Source organism: Georgenia satyanarayanai (assembly GCF_009193135.1).
GTDB classification, from domain to species: Bacteria; Actinomycetota; Actinomycetes; order Actinomycetales; family Actinomycetaceae; genus Oceanitalea; species Oceanitalea satyanarayanai.
The window spans coordinates 34060-54654 of the sequence record NZ_VUKC01000013.1 but is presented as its reverse complement, the minus strand read 5'-3'; the positions used below and the strand labels follow the sequence as shown (position 1 = coordinate 54654).

Here is a 20595-nt window from a genome sequence, read left to right as displayed (position 1 = left end):
CATGCGCATCCCGGAGACCCGTTCGCAGGACCTGCCGCCGATGCGCGTCAACACGGTGACGATGTTCCTCGTCGGCACGGTCGCCTGGGTGGTCGCGCTCGTCGTCGTGCTCGTCCTCGAGGCGACCGGCCGCGAGCTCGACGGCGTCGTCGCCATCTGCCTCACCGGCATCGTCGTCGGCCTCCTGGGCATGCTCTGGGGGGCGAGCGTGCGACGCCGCGCCGCCCGCCGCGAGAAGCAGCGCTCCTGACTACGGGGCGGGCGCGGTGCTCCCACGCTCGACGAGCCGGGTGGGCAGGCGCACGTGAGCCCGGGCGGTGTCGTCGCCGGCGATGAGGCGCACGAGCAGGCCGACGGCCTCCGCACCCATGCGCTGGATCGGCTGGGCGACGGTCGTGAGGGGCGGCGTGGCGGCGACGGCCTCGGGGACGTCGTCGAAGCCGACGACGGACAGGTCCTGCGGGACGCGCAGACCCAGGTCCCGGGCCGCGTCGATCGTCGCGATCGCCATGAGGTCGTTGGCCGCGAAGACGGCGGTGGGACGGTCGGCCAGGCCGAGGATCTCGTGCGCGGGCCGGTCGGCGGTCTCGCGCCGGTAGCCACCCACCCGGACCAGACGTGGGTCGACCGGCAGCCCGGCAGCCGCCATCGCGCTGCGGAAGCCCTCCTCGCGCAGCCGCGAGCTCTCGAGGTCCGTGCGGCCCCCGAGGAAGGCGATACGGCGGTGCCCCAGGGAGATGAGGTGCTCGGTGGCGAGGACCGCTCCGGCGTCGTTGTCGGCGTCGACGGTCGCGATCCCCGTGGGGCCCTCGTGCGGGTCGATCGCGACGACGGGCACGTCGTCCCGGACCTCGACGACGGTGGGGGTGACGATGACGGCACCGTCGATGAGGGTGCCGCTGAGCCGGGACAGGGAGCGCCGCTCCCAGCCGACGTCGCTGCCGGCGTGGGCGGTCCCGGAGTAGGCGAGGAGGTCGTAGCCGGTGGCAGCGACGGCGGCGGAGGCGCCCTTGAGGATCTCGGCGCTGAAGGGCTCGAACTCGGCGACGAGGATGCCGATGACGTTGGTCCGGCGGCTGCGCAGGCTCCGCGCGACCAGCGAGGACTCGTAGCCGAGGCGCGAGATGACCTCCTGCACCCGCTCGCTCGTCGCGGCGGCGACCCCGTACCGGCCGTTGATGACCTTGGACACGGTCGCGACCGAGACGCCGGCACTGCGCGCCACGTCCGTGATGGTCACCCGTTCGCTCACCCGGTCGACTCTACCGCTACGAAAACGTTATCGATAACGATTGACACGCGCGCCGCACCCCTGACACGCTGACGCCACCCCCTGTCGACGACGACTGAAGGACAACCGACATGCTTCGCAGAAGAGCAGTCAGCATCACGGCGCTGGGCCTGAGCGCCGCGCTCCTCCTCGCCGCCTGCGGCGACAGCGAGGAACCCGACGCCAGCTCGACCGGCGGCGACGGCGACTCGGTCACCCTCACGTGGTGGCACAACTCCAACAACGAGCCCGGCGTCAGCGTCTACGAGCAGGTCGCCGCGGACTTCGAGGACGCCAACCCCGGCGTCACGATCGAGATCACCCCCCTCGCGCACGAGGACATGCTCACCCGTCTCGACGCCGCCTTCCAGACCGGCGACACCCCCGACATCTACATGGAGCGCGGCGGCGGCGAGCTGGCCTCGCACGTCGAGGCCGGGCTGACGATGGACCTCACCGACGTCGCGGCCGACACGATCGAGAAGCTCGGCTCCTCGGTCGACGGCTGGACCAACGAGGACCGCGTCTACGCCCTGCCCTTCTCCGTGGGCGTCGTCGGCTTCTGGTACAACACGGACCTCTTCGAGCAGGCCGGGATCACCGAGCCGCCCGCGACGATGGAGGAGTTCAACGCGGCCGTCGACGCCCTCAAGGCCGCCGGCATCCAGCCGGTCTCCGTGGGCGCCGGCGACAAGTGGCCCGCCGCGCACTACTGGTACTACTTCGCGCTGCGCCAGTGCAGCCAGGACGTGCTGACCGAGGCGGTCAACACCCTCGACTTCTCCGACCCGTGCTTCGTCGCGGCCGGCGAGGACCTCGAGGCGCTCGTCGCCACGGAGCCCTTCAACACCGGCTTCCTCGCCACCCCCGCCCAGACCGGCCCCACCTCCGCCTCCGGCCTCCTCGCCACCGAGCAGGTCGCCATGGAGCTGGCCGGCCACTGGGAGCCCGGCGTCATGCAAGGCCTCACCGAGGACAACGAGGGCCTCGGCGAGAAGACCGGTTGGTTCCCCTTCCCCTCGGTCGAGGGCGGGCAGGGCGACCCTGCCGCCGCACTCGGCGGCGGTGACGCGTGGGCCTGCTCCAACGACGCCCCCGACGCCTGCGTCGACTTCATCACCTACCTCCTCAGCGACGAGGTCCAGCAGACCTTCGCCGAGAACGACATGGGCCTGCCGACCAACCCGGCCGCGATCGACTCCGTGTCCGACCCGGCCCTGGCGGACCTCCTCGCCTTCCGTGACGAGGCCCCCTTCGTCCAGCTCTACTTCGACACCGCCTTCGGGGAGAACGTCGGTGGTGCGATGAACGACGAGATCGCCCTCGTCTTCGCCGGCCAGTCCTCCGCGCAGGGCATCGTCGACGCCACCCAGGCCGCGGCAGACCTGGGATGAGTGACGTGGCAGATGACGTGACCCGCCCGGGTGCCGTTGCTGCCACGCTGTCGGAGCCCCGTTCCGCCGGCCGTGCCCCCGCACGGCCGGCGGGACGGCCGGACGGGCGCGGCCCGTCCCGACTCTCCGGCCAGTGGCGCAAGCGCCTGGAGATCGCCTTCTTCGTCGGACCGGCACTGGTGCTGTTCGGCCTGTTCGTCGTCGTCCCGGTCCTCCAGGCGGTGCGCTACTCCGTCTTCAGCTGGAACGGCCTGGGCCCGCTCGACAACTTCGTCGGCCTCTCGAACTACACCCGCGCCCTCCAGGACCAGATCTTCACCAGCGCGGTGATGCACAACCTCACGATCGTCGTCCTGTCGATCCTCATCCAGCTGCCCCTGGGCCTGGGTGTTGCGCTCCTGCTCAACCGCGAGATGTGGGGGCGCTCCTTCCTCCGCGTCGTCATCTTCGTCCCCTACGTCCTGGCGGAGGTCGTCGCCGGTGTCGTGTGGTTCATGCTGCTGCAGCCCAACGGCCCGGTGGACGCCGCCCTCGAGGCCGTCGGCCTCGGAAGCGTCGTCCAGGTGTGGCTCGGTGACCCCCAGGTCGCCCTGTACACCGTCATGGTCGTCCTCACCTGGAAGTACCTCGGCCTGGCCGTCATCCTCTTCCTCGCGGGCCTCCAGGGCGTGCCGCCCGAGCTCTACGAAGCCGCCCAGATCGACGGCGCCTCGTGGTGGCAGGTCCAGCGACGGATCACCATCCCCCTGCTCGGGCCGACCATCCGCACGTGGGGCTTCCTGTCGATGATCGGCTCGCTCCAGCTCTTCGACATGGTCTGGATCCTCACCAAGGGCGGGCCGGCGAACTCGACGATCACGATGGCGATCTACCTCATCAACCAGGGGACCAACCGGAGCCTGTACGGCTACGCCTCGGCGGTCGCCGTCCTCCTCTTCCTCATCTCCCTCGTCCTCGCGCTCACCTACCAGCGCTTCATCCTGCGCCGCGACACCGACGCGCCCCGCACCAGCCGGAAGAAGGTGACCCGATGACCGCCGTGGTCCCCGTCTCCCCGCCGGAGGAGACCACCGAGCCGGACCCGAAGCGTCGCCGGAGCAGCAACGCGTTCGCGGGCGGCAACCCGCTCGTGTACGCGATCGCGCTCGTCGTCGTCGCCGCCACGCTCGCGCCCGTCATCTACGCCGTGCTCGGTGGCTTCCGCAGCAACGCCCAGCTCGCCGCCGACCCGGTGAGCCTGCCCGATCCCTGGGTCTTCTCGAACTACGCAGGCGTCATCACGTCGGCGAGCTTCTGGCGCTTCGCCCTCAACTCCACGATCGTCTCGCTCATCACGACGGCGGTCGTCGCGGTCTTCGGGATCATGGCGGCCTACCCGCTGGCCCGGTACACCTTCAAGGGCCGTGAGGCGCTCTTCCTCGTCTTCGTCCTCGGCCTGCTCTTCCCGCTGACGGTCGCGATCATCCCGCTCTTCCTCATGGTCCGGGACCTGGGCCTGACCAACAGCGTGTGGGGCGTGGCGCTGCCGCAGGCGGCCTTCGCGCTGCCGATGACCGTCGTCATCCTGCGCCCGTTCCTCATGGCGCTGCCCAAGGAGCTGGAGGAGGCCGCGCTGCTCGACGGCGCCAGCCGCATCGGGTTCTTCTGGCGCATCCTCCTGCCGCTGTCCGGCCCGGGCATGGTGACCGTCGGCGTCCTCGCCTTCGTCGCCTCCTGGAACGCCTACCTCCTGCCGCTCCTCGTCCTCAACAACCCCACGGCGCAGACCCTGCCGCTCGGCGTGGCGAGCTTCTCGACCGAGCACGCGCAGGACACCGCCGGTGTCCTCGCCTTCACCTCCCTGGCGATGATCCCCGCTCTCGTCTTCTTCCTCGCGGCGGAGAAGCGCATCGTCAACGGCCTCCAGGGCGCCGTCAAGGGCTGAGGCCAGCACCACCCCGTCCCGGCCGAGCCGGGCCCGAACGAAGGACCACCCGTGACTGACACCGTCCCCGCCCAGCCGGACACCCTGGCTCCGGGCGCCCACCAGGAGCCCGCGAGCGCCCGTGTGCGCGAGCTCCTCGGCTCCATGACCCTCGACGAGAAGCTCGCGCAGATCGTCGGCCTGTGGGTGGGCGCCGGCTCGGACGGGGAGGTCGTGGCCCCGCTCCAGGACGCCATGCTCGACGAGGCGCCGCGCTTCACCGAGTTCGCCCGTCACGGCCTCGGCCACCTCACGCGGGTCTTCGGCACCCGCCCGGTCGAGCCGGCCGTCGGCCGCCGCGCCCTCCTGGAGTCCCAGCGCTGGCTGGTCGAGAACACCCGCCTCGGCATCCCCGCGATCGCCCACGAGGAGTGCCTCACCGGCGTGGCCGCCTGGCGGGCCGCGACCTTCCCGACGCCGCTGGCGTGGGGCGCGGCCTTCAACCCCGCGCTCGTGGAGGAGATGGCGGCAGCGATCGGTGAGTCGATGGCCGCGCTCGGCGTGCACCAGGGACTGTCGCCCGTGCTCGACGTCGTCCGCGACGCGCGCTGGGGCCGGGTCGAGGAGTGCATCGGTGAGGACCCCTACCTCGTCGGCACGGTCGGCACCGCCTACGTGCGCGGGCTGCAGAGCACCGGCATCCACGCCACCCTCAAGCACCTCGTCGGCTACTCCGCCTCCCGCGCCGGGCGCAACCTCGCCCCCGTCCACGCCGGGCCCCGCGAGATCGCCGACGTCCTCCTGCCGCCCTTCGAGATGGCGGTGCGCGACGGCGGCGCCCGCTCGGTCATGCACGCCTACACGGAGATCGACGGCGTGCCCGTCGCGGCCGACCCGGAGATCCTCACCGGCCTGCTCCGCGAGCGCTGGGGCTTCGACGGGACCGTGGTCGCCGACTACTTCGGTGTCGCCTTCCTCCACCTCCTGCACGGCGTGGCGGCCAACCCGGGCCACGCGGCGCAGCTCGCCCTCGCGGCCGGGATCGACGTCGAGCTGCCCACGGGCAACACCTACCTCGCACCGCTGCGCGAGCGCATCGAGGACGGGCGCACACCGGTCGAGCTCGTCGACCGGGCGGTGCTCCGTGTCCTGCGCCAGAAGGAGGAGCTCGGCCTCCTCGACGCGGACTTCTCGGCGGACGCCCCCGAGGGCGATATCGAGCTCGACCCGCCGCACCACCGTACCATCGCGCAGCGGCTGGCCGAGGAGTCCGTCGTCCTGCTGAGCAACGACGGCACCCTCCCGCTGCGCTCCCCGGTGCGTGTCGCCGTCGTCGGCCCGAACGCGCACCGCGTCCCTGCGCTCTTCGGCTGCTACTCCTTCGTCAACCACGTCATCCCCCAGCACCCCGGCACGGAGGACGGCATCGCCGCTCCCACCGTGCTCGAGGCGCTGCGCACCGAGGGTGTCGCGGCCACCTACGCCGCCGGCTGCGCCGTGGACGACGACGACCGCTCGGGCATCCCCGAGGCGGTGGCGCTCGCCGCCGACGCGGAGGTCGCGGTCGTCGTCGTCGGTGACCAGTCCGGGCTCTTCGGTCGCGGGACCGTCGGGGAGGGCTGCGACCGTGACGACCTCGAGCTGCCCGGTGTGCAGCGGGAGCTCGTCGAGGCGGTGCTCGCCACGGGCACCCCGGTCGTGCTCGTCCTGCTCACCGGCCGCCCCTACGCGGTGGACTGGGCGCTGGAGCGGTGTGCCGCCGTCGTCCAGAGCTTCTTCCCGGGCGAGGCGGGCGGCGCCGCGCTGGCCGGCGTCCTCACCGGCCGGGTCAACCCCTCCGGGCGGCTCCCGGTGAGCATGCCGCGGTCGGCGGGCTCCCAGCCCTACTCCTACCTGCACCCCTCGCTCACCGGCCCGTCCTCGACGACGAACCTCGACCCCACGCCGGCGCTCCCCTTCGGGCACGGGCTCGGGTACACGACCTTCGCCCGGACCGGGCTGGAGGCAGCGCTCCCCGAGGTGGCGACCGACGGCAGCATCGAGGTGTCCGTGCGGGTGCGCAACACCGGTGGGCGGGCGGGGACCGACGTCGTCCAGCTGTACGGGCGCGACGTCGTCGGCACCGTCACCCGGCCGGTCGCCCAGCTCCTCGGGTACTGCCGCGTCGACCTCGAGCCGGGCGAGGAGGTCACCGTCCACCTCACCGTGCCGACGACGCGTCTGGCCTTCAGCGACCGGCGGATGGTGCGCGTCGTGGAGCCGGGGACCGTCGAGCTGTGGGTCGGGCCCAGCTGCGCGGAGCGGGAGACCGAGTCCTCGGTCGAGCTCGTCGGCGGGGTCCACGAGGTCCGCCCGCAGGACCCCCGCCTCACCCGCACCGAGGTCACCCGCTAGCCGCACAGCCCCCGAGCCCTGCCCCCGGCCGGGTCCAGCGCCGAGAGCGGGGCGACTCGGCGCGGTCGGGGCTACAGGAGGCCGGCGCGGCGGCGGGTGGTGCGGGTGGCGTGGACCGACCAGCGCGGGACCCACCGGGCCAGCGCGGCGGTCGCGAGGCCACCGCCCCCGGACATGACCCAGATCCCGGCCGCGAGGGAGCCGATCGCGGCGCCGCCGGAGACGACGAGCGGGCCGAGCGCCGCCCCACCGTCCTGGAAGACGCGCCAGATCCCGAGGAACTGGGCCCGCTCGCCCGGCGGCGCGGTGTCCGCGCCGAGCGTCATGAGGATGCCCGAGCTCATCCCGTTGCCCAGGCCGAGCAGGATCGCGACGGCGACGACCGGGCCGAGCGTCGTCGTCAGCGGGAGCAGGGCCATCGCCACGCCCATGGTGAGCATGGCGGGCACCCCGATCCACAGCCTGCCGAGGGAGTCCATGACCTTCCCGGCCGGGTAGAACAGCAGCATGTCCGCGGCGCCGGCGATCCCGAACACGACGCTCGTGACCGCCGGGTCCAGGCCCAGGTGCTCGGTCCACAGCGGCAGCACCGTCTGACGTGCCCCGCGGACGGCGCCGACGAGGAGCACCGCCACCCCGAGCGTCGCGAAGACCCGGCGGTGCTCGACGAGGACGGAGCGCATCGACCGCCGCGGCGGCGCGTCACGCCGCGGGCGCGTGCCCGCGGCGTCGGACCGCTCGGGGCGGACCGCCGCGATGACGGCGGTCGCCGCGAGCGAGGTCCCCAGGGCGAGCCAGTAGCCCGCGCGGACGTCGGCACCGTGGATGACGGCGGCCCCCGCGAAGGGGCCGATGAACAGGCCGATCCGGTGCACCCCGGCGAGGGTCGACAGCACCCGGGCGCGGCGCAGCGGCGGGGTGATCTCGGTGAGGTAGGCGTGCCGGGCGAGGTTGAACACGGCGTTCGCCGCGCCGATGACGAGGACGCTGACGGCGAGGAGCGCGAGGTTCGGCGCGAGCGCCAGACCGACGAAGCCGAGCGAGGCGACGAGCCCCGCGAGCAGCATGGCGCCGCGGTCACCGAGCCGGGCGGACAGCGCCCCGGCGGGGACGTCGGCGAGCAGCTGGCCGATGGGCAGGAGGGCGGCCATGAAGCCGGCGACGGCGAGGGACGCGTCCAGGCCCGTCGCGGTGAGCGGGACGATCGGCAGCATCGCGCCGATCCCGATCTCGAAGACGAGGGAGGGCACGAACGCGCCCAGCACCACCGGGCGCAGGGGGAACATCGGCTCCCGGGCCCCGGCCGCCCGCGCAGTCACGAGTTGTCGGGCGTGGTCCCGGTCTGCGGCTCGCCGGCCGGGGGGTCGTGGGGGGTGCCCACGGAGACGATGTCGAGGTCGAACTCGTCGACGACGGGCGCGGCCGGGTTCCAGTCGCTGGGCCGCTTCCGCTCGCCCGTCTCGGAGTGGGAGCCGCAGCCGTGGTCGAGGCTGACGACGCCGCCGTCGTCGGGTGACCACTCGTTGCCGCACACGCCGAAGACCTGACGCAGGGAGCCCGCCAGGGGCAGGAAGAAGGCGCAGGTCGAGCACGGGGCCCCGGCGGCGCGGGCGCCGCGGGAGGTGGGGCCACGCTCCCCCTCGTACCAGCGGGTCGCGGCCTGGCGGCGGCCCTCGGCGGACAGCACCCGCTCGCGGCCCAGACCCACCTCGTAGGCGAGCTCGGGCCCCAGGACGTCGGCGTCGCGGCCGGTGGCCTCGTACCCGGCGTCGAGCCGTTCGTCGTCCCCGACGTAGGGCAGCTCGTCGGTGGGCCCGACGTCCCTGGGCTGCAGCCGCTCCGACCACGGCACCCAGCCGGGCGCGAGCACCGCCTCCGAGCCGGGCAGGTGGTTGACCTCGACGACGGTGGCGCGGCGGGCACGCGGTGGCCGGGCCAGCGTCACCGCCCAGTACCACCCGCGGTAGCCGGGGAGGAGCGAGGCGAAGACGTGGGTGAGGAGCCGGGCGTCCTCGACGACGTAGCCCGCGTGCTCCCCCACCTGCGCCTCGCCGACATCGCCGACGACGGCCTCGCGAGCGAGGTCGACGGCCCCCGCCAGCACCGCCTCCTTGGCGGGTGGGGCGGTGCGGGGCACGAGCACGGCGGGTGCAGTCACGACTTGATCCTAGTTGCCAGGGCTCAGGCGTCGAACTGGTCGGCGAGGACGCGGAGCACCTGGGCGAGCTTCGTGCCGCGCCCCTTCTCCGGGTACCGGCCGCGGCGCAGCTCACCGGAGGCACGGTCGAGCTCACGGATGAGGTCCTCGACGATCGGCACCATGTCCTCGGCCGGGCGGCGGTGCGCCTTGGCGACCGACGGCGGCGGGTCGAGCAGCCGCACCGACAGCGCGGAGGGGCCCTTGCGGCCGTCGGCGAGACCGAAGTCGACCTTCGTCCCGGGCTTGGGATTCGGGTTGTCCGCCGGCAGTGCCGAGGCGTGGAGGAAGACCTGGGTGCCGTCGTCGGCGGTGATGAAGCCGAAACCACGGTCGACGTCGAACCACTTGACCTTGCCGGTGGGCATGGGACCTCTCTGGGCGGTACGGGGAGCGGGGGGCGGCAGGGTGCCGCCGGAGGGAACCACCAGTTTACCGGCCCGGGGACGCCCTGAGGGCCCGATCCGCTTCCGGCGATCGTGGGGCGCCGCCGCGCTATACCGTGGACGACGGGGCCGGGAGGTCCCACCGAGCGAGCGAAGGGCGAGAGATGACGCAGCAGTCCCCGGACCCTGTCCAGCAGGAGGTCCTCAGCGCGCTGGCCCGCTGGATGGTCGACAGCTTCCCGGCCGAGCCCGGCTGGGACGAGCTGCACCTGCAGCTGCGGCCGCTGCGCGACGTCGTGTCCTTCCGGGTCGTCGAGGTCCGCGGTGAGGACCGCACCGCCCGCCTCGGCCGTCTCACCGCCGACCAGCCGCCCTACACCCTGGCCCGGCGCCTGCAGGACCTCAGCGCCCGTCCGGAGCAGGGCACGTGGATCGAGGGCGCGCTCACGCTGAGCGCCGCCGGCTGGCCCGAGCCGAGCTTCACGGTGACCGGGCGTTTCAACCGCGACGCCGAGCCCGGCCCCTGGCGCGACGGCGAGGAGCCGCTCGACGCGACCGACCTCGTTCACCACCTCACCCGCTACCCGCGACGCGCCGACGCCGTCCCCGGCTGGATGACCCGGCGCATCACCGCCGCCGGTCTCGCCGTCCCGGGACCGCGCGGCGCGGAGGAGACGACGGCGCGCCCGGGAGCCGCCGCGGTGGAGCCCGAGGGGGCGGCGGTCGCGAGCATCGCCGCGCCCGGTGACCGCCCCCGGCCGGAGGTCCTCGACATCGTCGTCGACCGCGACGGCCCGGTGCTCGCCGACGGCACCCGCCCCGGGCGGCGCCGCCTGCGCCTGGGTGGCTCGCTGCGGCTCCTCGACGTCCTGGAGACCGTGGGCGTCCCGCTCGCCTTCGTCGACGACCGCGGCACGTGGATCGTGCGGCTGGGCGAGTCCCGCGACGCGGGCCAGATCCTCGCCGTCGTCGAGCAGGGTCCGGGCGCCTCGACCGGCACGGTCCCCGACGCGCGCGTCCACGTCCTCACCGAGGCGCAGCCCGCGGACCTCATCGACGAGGACGGGCGGCTGCCCCTCTACTACTGCTCGGTGCCGGGGGAGCTGGAGGTCGTCCTCGACAGCGCCCGTCTCGGGGAGGTCGTCCCACCGCCCGCGCCTGCCACGCCGCCGGACAACGCGCTCGTGCGCGCCGCCGTCGCCGAGTTCGCTGCCGACCCCGGCCCCAGGCGCATGCTCCACGTCCTGCGCCAGGCCCTCGGCGGGAAGCTCGTCGTCGACGCGACCGGCTCGGAGCTGCCCGCGCCCGGCACGCCGGCCCCCGAGCTGCGTCTCACCACGCTGACGGCGCCGGACGGCAGCCGTGCGCTGGCGGCGTTCACGAGCAACGCGGCGCTCGCGGAGTTCCGCGCCAAGGCTGCCACGGCCGAGGAGCGGGTCACCGGCATCGCCCAGTCCGGCGCGGCGCTCCTCGAGACCTTCCGCAAGGCCGAGGAGCTCGGCTGGTTCCTCATCGACCCGGGCGGCCCCTCGTGCGCGATCGGCCGCAAGGAGGTCGAGCTCGCGCTCGCCGCGCCGAGCGCGAGCGCCGTCAAGGACCTGCTCACCGGGCCGCACACCGCCCAGGAGCTGGTCACCGCGCTCGGCGAGCCGGGGACCCAGCTGTTCATCGGGCACACCGAGACCGACGGACGTGCCGGGCCCGTGCTCGTGCGCGACCGCACCGACGGCAAGCCGGTGCTCCTCGCCTTCACCTCGCCGGTCGAGGTGGCCGCCTACAACCCCGACTTCGGCGCCCGCCGACTCCCGGCCGGGGCTCTGCTCCAGCTGGTCGTGGCCAACCGCGCCAAGGCGCTCGTCATCAACCCGTCCGGTCCCCAGGGCGTGCTTCCGCTCGCGCAGGTGTGGCACGCGCTCGGCAACCCCGAGCTCCCCCCGGCCCCCGCAGGCACGGGCGACGGCGGCACGGGCGACGGCAACGGGACGGGCGCCGGCGAGGGCGAGGGCACCACCCCGTGACCAGCGGCGGGACGGCCCGGCTGGCCGACGTCGTCGCCGAGCTCGCGCGACGGCCGGACGCGGACGTCGTCGCGCTCCTCCGCGAGCGCCCCGACCTGCCCGTGCCACCGCCCACGACGCTCACGGCCCTCGCCGCCCGCGCCTGCTCCCGGCCCTCGGTCGAGCGGGTGCTCGCCGGCCTGGACCAGCACGTCCTCGAGGTCGCCGAGGCGGTGTGCGCGCTCGGGGGCCTGGGTCCGGTCGACGTGGCGGCCGTGCAGGCCGCGACGGGCGCCGGCGCCCCGGCGGCGGCGGCGGTGAGCGTGGACGAGGCCTACGGACGTCTGGAGCGCCTGCTGCTCGTCGTCGGCGGCCTGCCCGTCCTCGCGCTGCACGAGGCGCTCGGCCCCTACCCGGCGCGGCTCGGTCCCCCGCTGGCAGCACTCGACGTCGCCGACGCGCCCGTCACCACCCCCGAGGCGCTCGGCGCCGTGCTCGCCGACGCGCCCCCGGCCGCCCACCGCGTCCTCGACGCGCTCGTCACCGGGACCCCGGTCGGGGTGACGAGCGGCGAGCCGTCCGGTGCCATCCGGTGGCTCCTCGACCACGGCGTGCTCCAGCGGCTCGGCGCCACCCAGGTGGTGCTGCCGCTGGAGACCGGCCTGGCCGCGCGCCACGGACGCACCCATCCTCAGCCGCACCCCCAGCCGCCGCCGGTGGAGGCACCCACCCGGCCGGCCGCCGTCGTCGCCGCCGAGTCCACGCGCGCCGCGGAGGAGCTCGTCCGGCTCGTGGGCGTCGTCGTGCGGGAGTGGACGCAGGAGCCGGCGCCCGCGCTGCGCAGCGGGGGGCTGGGTGTCCGGGAGCTGCGCCGGCTCGCCGGTGACCTGGGCACCACCCCGGAGCAGGCCGCGGAGATCGTCGAGATCGCCGCCATGGCGGGCCTCGTCGGTCCCGACGACGACGGCGAGCGTCCCGTTCTCGGGCCGGCCGCCCCCGCGGCGGACTGGGCAGAGGACGAGCTGGCCGACCGGTGGGTGGCCCTCGCCGAGGGCTGGCTCGCCTCGACGCGCATGCCGTGGCTCGTGGGCACGCGCGACGACCGCGGCACGTTGCGCGCTGCGCTCGGGCCGGGCCTGGAGCGCGGCTGGGCGGCGCGCTTGCGCCGCCGGGTGCTCGCCGTGCTCGCCTCCCTGCCCGCCGGGACGGCACCGGCCGCCACCGCTGTCCACGCGGTGCTGCGCTGGCAGGCCCCGCGCGCGACGCCGCCCGAGGCGAGCGTCGCGGCCGTCCTCGCCGAGGCGGAGCTGCTCGGGCTCACCGGCGCGGGCGCGCTCGGCTCGGCCGGCCGGGCGCTCGCCACCGGGACGGAGGACGCCGCGGCGGCCCTCGCCCGCGACCTGCCGGAACCGGTCGACGAGATCCTCGTCCAGGGCGACCTCACCGCCGTCGTCCCGGGGCGGCCCACCCGTGAGCTCGCCGAGCTGCTCGACCAGGTGGCCGACGTCGAGAGCCGCGGCGCGGCCCTGACGGTGCGGTTCACCGCGGAGTCGGTGCGGCGGGCGCTGGATGCCGGCACGGAGGCGCAGCCGCTGCTCGAGCGGCTGGCCGCCGTCTCACGGACCCCGCTGCCGCAAGCGCTGGAGTACCTCGTGGGCGACACCGCGCGACGGCACGGCCGGCTGCGCGTCGGCGGCGCCGGCAGCTACCTGCGCACACCGGACGAGGCCACGACCCGCGCCCTCCTGGCCGACCCGCGGCTGGCCGGTCTGGGGCTGCGCGAGATCGCCCCGACGGCGCTCGTGAGCCGCGCCCTGCCCGGGGAGCTGCTCGAGACCCTGCGGCGCACCGGGGCGGCCCCGGTGCTCGAGGGGCCCGGCGCCGCTGTGGGCGGCCGGCCGGAGGCGCGACGCGGTGTCCGGACGGTCCCGCGCGTGCGGCGGGCCGGTGAGGTCCAGGTCCAGGGCCCCGACGACGTCGCGCTGGAGCGGCTCGTGGGACGGATGCGCGCCGGTCAGGAGCGCGCCGACCAGCGCGACGACCTCCCGGCGACCGACCCGGTCCACACCGTCGCGGCGCTGCGGGAGGCCGCGAGCGCCGGCAGCGCGGTCCGCGTCGTGCTCATCGGCGCGAGCGGCAAGCCGGAGCGCAGGCGGGTCCGGCCGGTGAGCGTCGAGGGCGGTCGCGTGCGGATGGTCGACCTCGACCGCGAGGCCGAGCTCGTCGTCGCCATCCACCGCATCAGCGCCGTCGCCGACTGACGCGCCCCCTCCCCCACCGTCGCAACTGGTCGACTCGGCGACGGGTCGGGCTGCCAGAACGTCGGTCAACTCACCACGTGGCCGGGTGACGGGTGGCCGCCGGCGCGGGACAATTGTCGGATGCCTGATGGCCCGCTCATCGTCCAGTCCGACAAGACCCTGCTCCTCGAGGTCGACCACCCGCGCTCCCGGGACGCCCGCCGCGCGATCGCCCCCTTCGCCGAGCTCGAGCGCGCCCCCGAGCACATCCACACCTACCGGCTCACACCGCTCGGGCTGTGGAACGCCCGCGCCGCGGGGCACGACGCCGAGCAGGTCGTGAGCGCGCTCATCGACTTCTCGCGCTATCCCGTCCCCCACTCCCTGCTCGTCGACGTCGCCGAGACGATGGACCGCTACGGGCGCCTGCGCCTCGTCGCGCACCCGGCGCACGGGCTCGTCCTCGAGGCGACGGACGTCGCCGTGCTCGAGGAGGTCCTCCGCTCACGGAAGATGGCCGGCCTCGTCGGTGAGCGGCTCGACCCGAGCACCGTCGTCGTCCACGCGAGCGAGCGCGGCCAGGTCAAGCAGGTCCTCGTCAAGCTCGGCTGGCCGGCGGAGGACCTCGCCGGGTACGTCGACGGGGAGGCGCACCCGATCGCCCTCGCGCAGGACGGCTGGTCGTTGCGGCCCTACCAGGAGGAGGCGGTCGACACCTTCTGGCACGGCGGCTCCGGCGTCGTCGTCCTGCCCTGCGGGGCCGGCAAGACGCTCGTCGGCGCGGGGGCCATGGCCCGCTCGGCGACGACGACGCTCATCCTCGTCACCAACACCGTCTCCGCCCGTCAGTGGCGCGACGAGCTGCTCCGCCGCACGACCCTGACCGAGGACGAGATCGGGGAGTACTCCGGCGCCCGGAAGGAGGTGCGACCGGTGACGATCGCGACCTACCAGGTGCTGACGACGAAGCGGAAGGGCCTCTACCCGCACCTCGAGCTGCTCGACGCCCGCGACTGGGGCCTCATCCTCTACGACGAGGTACACCTCCTGCCGGCGCCGATCTTCCGGATGACGGCGGACCTCCAGGCCCGCCGCCGGCTCGGGCTCACCGCCACGCTCGTGCGCGAGGACGGCCGCGAGGACGAGGTCTTCTCCCTCATCGGCCCCAAGCGCTACGACGCGCCGTGGAAGGACATCGAGGCGCAGGGCTACATCGCGCCGGCGGAGTGCACCGAGGTGCGCCTCACCCTGCCCGACAGCGACCGGATGGTCTACGCGACCGCCGAGGCGGAGGACCGCTACCGGCTGGCCGCGACCGCCGGCGGCAAGGAGCGGGTCGTGGAGGACATCGTGCGCCGCCACCCGGGCGAGCAGGTGCTCGTCATCGGCCAGTACCTCGACCAGCTCGAGAACCTGTCCGCGCGCCTGGACGCCCCGGTCATCACCGGCGCGACGAGCGTGAACCAGCGTGAGCAGCTGTTCGCGCAGTTCCGCGCCGGTGAGCTGCCGGTGCTCGTCGTCTCGAAGGTCGCGAACTTCTCCATCGACCTGCCCGAGGCCTCGGTCGCCGTTCAGGTGTCCGGCTCCTTCGGCTCCCGGCAGGAGGAGGCGCAGCGACTCGGCCGGCTGCTGCGACCCAAGGCCGACGGCAAGACCGCCCACTTCTACACCGTCGTCACCCGCGACACCGTGGACCAGGAGTTCGCTGCCCACCGGCAGCGCTTCCTCGCGGAGCAGGGCTACGCCTACCGGATCGTGGACGCCGAGGACCTCACCGACCGCGCTCTCCCCGCCGAGGGCTGACCACGGGCTCTCCGCCGACGGGATCCAGCTGTCGGCGGCAGGGGTCGGACCCGGCGGGTCGCACGTCAGGCGTAGGCGAGCCGGGTGATGCGCTCGAGGGTCGCGGCGGTGCGGCGGGTGAGGGCGGCGTCCTCGGGGTCCGGTGCGCCGGTGCGGACCCGCTCCGCGAAGCGCGTCACCTCCGCGCCGTACTGGTCCCCCTCGACCTCGACGACGGCGGTCTCCTCGCCGTCACGCTCGACGACGACCCGCGCGACCCCTCCCCGCCGGTCGGCCCGGAACGCGTCGGGCAGGTGGATGGTGCCCGCGCTGCCGATGAGCCGTGCCTCGGCGCGGAAGGCCGCGTCGAAGGAGCAGTGGAGGTTCGCCGTCACCGTCCCGTAGCGGGCCGCGACCGAGACACGGGTGGCCGCCCCGCCCGGCTCCTCGACGCGCGCGACCACGCCGAGGTCGTCGGGCTCGGCACCGGTGAGCCAGCCGAGCAGGTCGATCGGGTAGCAGCCGATGTCGTTGTGGGCGCCGCCGCCCAGGTCGCGGCGCAACCGGATGTCGAGGGGCTCGGTGCGCGCCTGGACGAAGTGGAAGGAGGACTCGACCGTGACCAGGTCACCGATCTCCCCGGCCTCCAGCAGCGAGCGCACCCGCCGCAGCTGCGGGTGGTAGCGGTACATGAAGGCCTCGGTGACCTGCACACCGGCCCGCCGGGCCGCCTCCTCGACCGTGTCGAGCTCGGCCACGCCCTGGACGATCGGCTTCTCGCACAGCACGTGCTTGCCCGCCTCCACCGCCGCGACCGTCCACCGCGCGTGCTCGGTGTTGGGCAGCGGCACGTAGACGGCGTCGACGTCGGGGTCGGCGAGGAGCTCCTCGTGGCTGCCGTAGGGCCGCGCGATGTCGAGCCGTTCGGCGTAGCCCTGCGCCCGGCCGCTGGCCGAGCTCACCGCCACGACCTCCCCCGCGCCGGCTCGTCGGATCGCGGGGATGACGGCCTTCTCGGCGATCCGGGCCGCTCCGAGCACGCCCCACCGCACCACGTCCACCATCGAGCTCCTCCTCCTGTCGCGGGCTGCCGCCAGGCTAGCGCGAGGCACCGACGGGCCCGCCCGACCGGCGTCGTCCGTCCGCGACCCGGCATGATGGGGCCCGACATGACGACGACGGGAGGCCAGGTGGACGAGGAGCGCGTGAGCGCCGAGCTCGTCGCCGTCATCACGGCGGTCCAGAACGACGTCCCGCTCGTCCTCACGACCGCCGACGGCCAGCTCCTGCCCTCCGGCCCGCTCCAGCCCGGCGGCGGGTCCATGCAGGCGGGCATGCGCTCGTGGGTGACGCGCCAGACCGGCTACGAGCTGGGCTACGTCGAGCAGCTCTACACGTTCACCGGCCGCAGCAGCGGGCCCAGCACCGTCCTGGAGATCTCCTACCTCGGTCTCACCACCGTCTCCGCGGTGACGCCCGGGTGGCGCAGCTGGCTCGAGTACTTCCCCTGGGAGGACCAGCGCGGCGACGACGGCGTGGTCGGGCAGGTCCTCGCCCCCGCCCTCGAGCGGTGGGCCGCGACGACGGCGGACGACGAGCTGGCCCAGCGGCGCCGCCTCCGCGCGGCGGTGACCTTCGGGCTCGAGGACAACCCGTGGCTGCCCGAGCTCGCCCTCCAGCGCTACGAGCTCCTCTACGAGGCGGGCCTCGTCCCCGAGGCGGACGGTGGCGCGGGCGCGCCGGGCCTGCCCATGCAGCGTGACCACCGGCGGATCCTCGCCACGGGTATCAGCCGCCTGCGCGCCAAGATCCAGTACCGGCCGGTCGTCTTCGAGATGCTCCCGGAGAGCTTCACGCTCGGCCGGCTGCAGACGACGGTCGAGGCCGTGGCGGGGCAGCCGCTGCACAAGCAGAACTTCCGCCGGCTCGTCGAGCAGCAGGAGCTCGTCGAGGAGACCGGTGAGGTGGACACCTCCACCGGCGGCCGCCCCGCCAAGCTCGTCCGCTTCCGCCGCGCCGTCCTGGACGAGCGGGAGGCCGTGGGGACCAAGCTGCCCATCGCCCGGCCGCGGTAGGCGCATTGCGCTGCGCCGACGGTGACGCGAAGATCGCAGGGTGAGCCAGACCTCCACCCGGCGCCTGCGCGCCGCCCTCGTCGCCCCTCTCCTCGTCCTGCTCGGCCTCGTCGCGGGGCCGGCGGCCGCCGAGCCACCGCTCTTCCTCGGGGACCGGGTGACCGACGAGGCGGGCGTGCTCGACGGCGGGGAGACCTCGGACATCGAGGACGCGATCACCGAGCTGCAGGAGGACCGCGGCGTCGACCTCTTCGTCGTCTACGTCGACACCTTCGACGGGATGGACCGCGAGAGCTGGGCGCAGGAGACGATCCGCACCTCTGACCTCGGCACCGACGACGTCGTGCTCGCCGTCGCCGTCGAGGACCGCAACTACTGCCTGTGCGGGGACACGACGACGATCTCCGAGCAGGGCCTGCAGGAGGTGAGCACCCAGTACGTCGAGCCGGAGCTGCGGGAGGACAACTGGGGCGCGGCCGCCGTCGCGGCCGCCGAGGGACTGCGTGAGTGGGACGGCAGCGGCGCGGGTGCGCCGGGCGCGAGCGGCGGCGGGATCGGGTTCGGCACGATCTTCCTCATCGGCCTGCTCGGCATCGCGGCGATCTCGCTCTTCTCCTGGGTGCGCGGCCGGAGCAGGAAGGACGCGGCGCCGCGCGGCCCGCGCGGCCAGGAGCTGCCCCCCGACCACCCGCTGCGGCTGCCCACCGAGGAGCTCAACAAGCGGGCCGGCTCCGCACTCGTCGCCGTCGACGACGCCATCCGCTCCTCGGAGGAGGAGCTCGGCTTCGCCCGTGCCCAGTTCGGGCTGCAGGCGACCGACCCCTTCAGCAACGCGCTCGCGGAGGCGAGGACGAAGGCCGCCCGCGCCTTCCACGTCCGCCAGCTCCTCGACGACGACCAGCCCGAGACCGAGCCGCAGGCCCGGACGATGATGGCCGAGATCCTCACCCTGTGCGACGACGTCGCCACCACCCTCCAGGAGCAGGCCGCCCACTTCGCCGAGCTGCGCGACATGCAGTCCCGGGCGCCGCAGGTGCTCGGGGAGATGGAGATCCGCGCCGGGGAGGTCGAGGGACGCCTGCCCACCGCGCGCGTCGTCCTCGACGGCCTCGCCGCCCGCTACCCGGCCTCGGCACTCGCCTCGATCTCCCAGAACCCGCAGCAGGCCACCGGCCTGCTCGAGGGCGCACGGGAAGCCATCGCCGAGGGGCGCCGGCACGTCGAGGCAGATGACCGGGCGGCCGCCGTCGCCGCCGCCTACACCGCGCAGGAGGCGATCGGCCAGGCCGCCTCCCTCCTCGACGCCGTCGACCGCGCCGGCGACGACCTCGCCCAGGCGGGGCAGCGGCTCGACGCCGCCCTCGCGTCCATCGGCTCCGACATCCGCGACGCCGCGCGCCTCGCGGCGGACGACGCCGTCGTCGCACCCCGCGTGGCGGAGGCCCGCGCGGCGATCGAGCAGGGCAACCAGGCCCGGCAGGGCGGCGACCCGCTCGCCGCCCTCGAGCGGCTCACCGCCGCCGAGGACGCCCTCGACGCCGCGCTCGCGCCGTCCCGCCAGCTCGAGGAGCGCCGGGAGCGCGCACGCCTGCAGCTCACCCACCGGCTCGACGCCGTCAACGCCCGGATCTCCGCGGTGTCCGAGCTCATCCGCACGCGCCGTGGCGCCGTCGGCACCGAGGCCCGCACCCGGCTGTCCGAGGCCACCCGGCTCGCCGAGCAGGCGGCCTCCCTCGCCGGCAGCGACCCCGAGCGCGCCCTCGCCCTCGTCCAGCAGGCGGAGCAGCGCGTCGCGGCCGCGCAGCAGCTCGCCGAGCGCGACATCAACTCCTTCGGCGGGTTCGGTGGGGGCTTCGGCGGCGGCTCCGGCGGGCAGCGCGGCGGCGTCGACGTCGGGTCCCTCATCCTCGGCGGCATCCTCCTCGGCGGCGGCAACCGGCACAGCGGCTGGGGCGGCGGCGGTTTCGGCGGGGGCGGCTTCGGCGGCGGAGGCGGCTTCGGCGGCGGCGGAGGCGGCTTCGGTGGAGGCTTCGGCGGGGGCGGCGGACGCTTCTGACCGCCTCCACCCGCCCCACGACAGGCTTTTGCAAGGAATCCACGAGCACCACACGACGAAGGGCAGCACCATGACCGAGAAGCAGAGCATCCTGGGTCGCATCGCGCAGCTGACGCGGGCGAACATCAACGCGATCCTCGACCGCGCGGAGGACCCGCAGAAGATGCTCGACCAGCTCGTGCGCGACTTCACGAACTCGATCGTCGAGGCCGAGGAGGCGGTGGCCGTGACGATCGGCAACCTGCGCCTCGCCGAGCAGGACCACGCCGCCGACCTCGAGGAGGCCCGCGACTGGGGCAACAAGGCCCTCGCCGCGTCGAACAAGGCCGAGGAGATGCGCACGGCCGGCAACACCGCCGAGGCGCAGCGCTTCGACGACCTCGCGAAGATCGCCCTCACCAAGCAGATCGCCGCCGAGCAGGAGGCGCGCGACGCCGAGCCGATGATCGCCTCGCAGAACGAGGTCGTCGACAAGCTCAAGACCGGCCTCACCCAGATGCGCTCCAAGCTCGAGGAGCTGAAGTCCAAGCGCGACCAGCTCGTCGCCCGTGCCAAGACGGCCGAGGCGCAGGGCAAGGTGCAGAGCGCGATCTCTTCGATCAACGTCCTGGACCCCACGACCGAGATCTCCCGCTTCGAGGAGCAGGTCCGCAAGGAGGAGGCGCGCGTCGCCGGCCGCGCGGAGCTCAACGCCGGCTCCCTCGAGTCGCAGTTCGCCGAGCTCGAGAACTACGGCACCACGAGCGAGGTCGAGCTGCGCCTCGCCGCCCTCAAGCAGGGCAAGACCCCCGGCCAGATCGAGGCCTGAGGCACCAGCCGCGTCACCGGGTGGGGTTCGGGTCCGTGACGGGCCCGGACCCCACACCGTCCATCCGGCGACGCCGCGGCCCGGCAGGCGCCG

At 74.4% G+C, this 20595-nt stretch carries 16 protein-coding genes; 11 read left to right on the top strand and 5 right to left on the bottom strand.

Going from position 1 to position 20595, the window contains the following annotated elements; all coding sequences use genetic code 11:
* The first annotated feature begins 1 nt into the window (after position 1).
* Positions 2-250 (top strand): DUF2530 domain-containing protein, encoded by a 249-nt coding sequence (locus tag GD632_RS12835; RefSeq protein ID WP_152192604.1) that lies wholly within the window; start codon positions 2-4, stop codon positions 248-250.
* Here GD632_RS12835 and GD632_RS12830 read toward each other — a convergent pair whose 3' ends face one another.
* Complete coding sequence (locus GD632_RS12830; protein ID WP_226924857.1) at positions 251-1252, bottom strand: LacI family DNA-binding transcriptional regulator; 1002 nt, start codon at positions 1250-1252, stop codon at positions 251-253.
* Between the two features lie 110 nt (positions 1253-1362).
* On the opposite strand from GD632_RS12830, the gene GD632_RS12825 reads away from it, so the two are divergent.
* The 4 genes from GD632_RS12825 (at position 1363) to GD632_RS12810 (ending at position 6961) form a co-directional block, all read left to right on the top strand.
* The gene (locus GD632_RS12825; protein WP_152192603.1) at positions 1363-2664 is read left to right on the top strand and encodes an extracellular solute-binding protein; all 1302 of its coding nucleotides are present in this window, start codon (positions 1363-1365) and stop codon (positions 2662-2664) included.
* Positions 2661-3698: a carbohydrate ABC transporter permease gene (locus GD632_RS12820; RefSeq protein ID WP_152192602.1), complete on the top strand. Its 1038-nt coding sequence runs from the start codon at positions 2661-2663 to the stop codon at positions 3696-3698. Before GD632_RS12825 ends, GD632_RS12820 begins: the two co-directional genes overlap by 4 nt.
* Complete coding sequence (locus tag GD632_RS12815; protein ID WP_152192601.1) at positions 3695-4588, top strand: carbohydrate ABC transporter permease; 894 nt, start codon at positions 3695-3697, stop codon at positions 4586-4588. Before GD632_RS12820 ends, GD632_RS12815 begins: the two co-directional genes overlap by 4 nt.
* A 144-nt stretch (positions 4589-4732) precedes the next feature.
* The gene (locus GD632_RS12810; protein WP_152192625.1) at positions 4733-6961 is read left to right on the top strand and encodes a beta-xylosidase/alpha-l-arabinosidase; all 2229 of its coding nucleotides are present in this window, start codon (positions 4733-4735) and stop codon (positions 6959-6961) included.
* A 71-nt stretch (positions 6962-7032) separates the two neighbouring features.
* On the opposite strand, the gene GD632_RS12805 is transcribed toward GD632_RS12810, so the two are convergent.
* From GD632_RS12805 to GD632_RS12795, 3 genes are read right to left on the bottom strand one after another with little or no spacing between them, the layout of a single operon-like run.
* Positions 7033-8247 (bottom strand): MFS transporter, encoded by a 1215-nt coding sequence (locus tag GD632_RS12805; RefSeq protein ID WP_152192600.1) that lies wholly within the window; start codon positions 8245-8247, stop codon positions 7033-7035.
* A 29-nt stretch (positions 8248-8276) separates the two neighbouring features.
* Positions 8277-9119 carry a DUF3027 domain-containing protein gene (locus tag GD632_RS12800; RefSeq protein WP_152192599.1) on the bottom strand — a complete coding sequence of 281 codons (843 nt, stop codon included), beginning with the start codon at positions 9117-9119 and terminating at the stop codon, positions 8277-8279.
* A 23-nt stretch (positions 9120-9142) separates the two neighbouring features.
* Entirely contained in the window at positions 9143-9526 is a 384-nt protein-coding gene (locus GD632_RS12795; RefSeq protein WP_152192598.1) for a cold-shock protein, read from the bottom strand.
* A 182-nt stretch (positions 9527-9708) separates the two neighbouring features.
* Here GD632_RS12795 and GD632_RS12790 point away from each other — a divergent pair, with 182 nt between their 5' ends.
* From GD632_RS12790 to GD632_RS12780, 3 genes are all read left to right on the top strand, one after another.
* Positions 9709-11562 (top strand): SseB family protein, encoded by a 1854-nt coding sequence (locus GD632_RS12790; protein WP_152192597.1) that lies wholly within the window; start codon positions 9709-9711, stop codon positions 11560-11562.
* Positions 11559-13802, top strand: a complete 2244-nt coding sequence (locus GD632_RS12785; RefSeq protein WP_226924856.1) for a helicase-associated domain-containing protein — start codon at positions 11559-11561, stop codon at positions 13800-13802. The genes GD632_RS12790 and GD632_RS12785 overlap by 4 nt, the downstream gene beginning before the upstream one ends.
* A gap of 120 nt (positions 13803-13922) precedes the next feature.
* The gene (locus GD632_RS12780) at positions 13923-15584 is read left to right on the top strand and encodes a DNA repair helicase XPB (protein WP_152192596.1); all 1662 of its coding nucleotides are present in this window, start codon (positions 13923-13925) and stop codon (positions 15582-15584) included.
* 65 nt (positions 15585-15649) lie between these two features.
* Here the strand turns inward: GD632_RS12780 and GD632_RS12775 are convergent, their stop codons facing one another.
* Entirely contained in the window at positions 15650-16627 is a 978-nt protein-coding gene (locus GD632_RS12775) for a Gfo/Idh/MocA family protein (protein WP_152192595.1), read from the bottom strand.
* A 105-nt stretch (positions 16628-16732) separates the two neighbouring features.
* Here GD632_RS12775 and GD632_RS12770 point away from each other — a divergent pair, with 105 nt between their 5' ends.
* The 3 genes from GD632_RS12770 (at position 16733) to GD632_RS12760 (ending at position 20502) form a co-directional block, all read left to right on the top strand.
* Positions 16733-17638 (top strand): NUDIX hydrolase, encoded by a 906-nt coding sequence (locus GD632_RS12770; RefSeq protein ID WP_152192594.1) that lies wholly within the window; start codon positions 16733-16735, stop codon positions 17636-17638.
* A 40-nt stretch (positions 17639-17678) separates the two neighbouring features.
* A complete protein-coding gene (locus GD632_RS16415) occupies positions 17679-19694 on the top strand; it encodes a TPM domain-containing protein (protein ID WP_264371892.1) in 2016 nt (671 codons plus the stop codon).
* Between the two features lie 70 nt (positions 19695-19764).
* Complete coding sequence (locus tag GD632_RS12760) at positions 19765-20502, top strand: PspA/IM30 family protein (protein ID WP_152192593.1); 738 nt, start codon at positions 19765-19767, stop codon at positions 20500-20502.
* Positions 20503-20595: the final 93 nt, after the last annotated feature.

Bases quoted from the DNA above. Each gene is read 5' to 3' on its own strand.
- GD632_RS12810 (WP_152192625.1), top strand. From the start codon at position 4,733: ATGACCCTCGACGAGAAGCTCGCGCAGATCGTCGGCCTGTGGGTGGGC.
- GD632_RS12805 (WP_152192600.1), bottom strand. From the start codon at position 8,247: ATGTTCCCCCTGCGCCCGGTGGTGCTGGGCGCGTTCGTGCCCTCCCTC.
- GD632_RS12780 (WP_152192596.1), top strand. From the start codon at position 13,923: ATGCCTGATGGCCCGCTCATCGTCCAGTCCGACAAGACCCTGCTCCTC.
- GD632_RS12790 (WP_152192597.1), top strand. From the start codon at position 9,709: ATGACGCAGCAGTCCCCGGACCCTGTCCAGCAGGAGGTCCTCAGCGCG.
- GD632_RS12760 (WP_152192593.1), top strand. From the start codon at position 19,765: ATGACCGAGAAGCAGAGCATCCTGGGTCGCATCGCGCAGCTGACGCGG.
- GD632_RS12775 (WP_152192595.1), bottom strand. From the start codon at position 16,627: ATGGTGGACGTGGTGCGGTGGGGCGTGCTCGGAGCGGCCCGGATCGCC.
- GD632_RS12815 (WP_152192601.1), top strand. From the start codon at position 3,695: ATGACCGCCGTGGTCCCCGTCTCCCCGCCGGAGGAGACCACCGAGCCG.
- GD632_RS12795 (WP_152192598.1), bottom strand. From the start codon at position 9,526: ATGCCCACCGGCAAGGTCAAGTGGTTCGACGTCGACCGTGGTTTCGGC.
- GD632_RS12825 (WP_152192603.1), top strand. From the start codon at position 1,363: ATGCTTCGCAGAAGAGCAGTCAGCATCACGGCGCTGGGCCTGAGCGCC.
- GD632_RS12820 (WP_152192602.1), top strand. From the start codon at position 2,661: ATGAGTGACGTGGCAGATGACGTGACCCGCCCGGGTGCCGTTGCTGCC.
- GD632_RS12770 (WP_152192594.1), top strand. From the start codon at position 16,733: ATGACGACGACGGGAGGCCAGGTGGACGAGGAGCGCGTGAGCGCCGAG.
- GD632_RS12835 (WP_152192604.1), top strand. From the start codon at position 2: ATGCGCATCCCGGAGACCCGTTCGCAGGACCTGCCGCCGATGCGCGTC.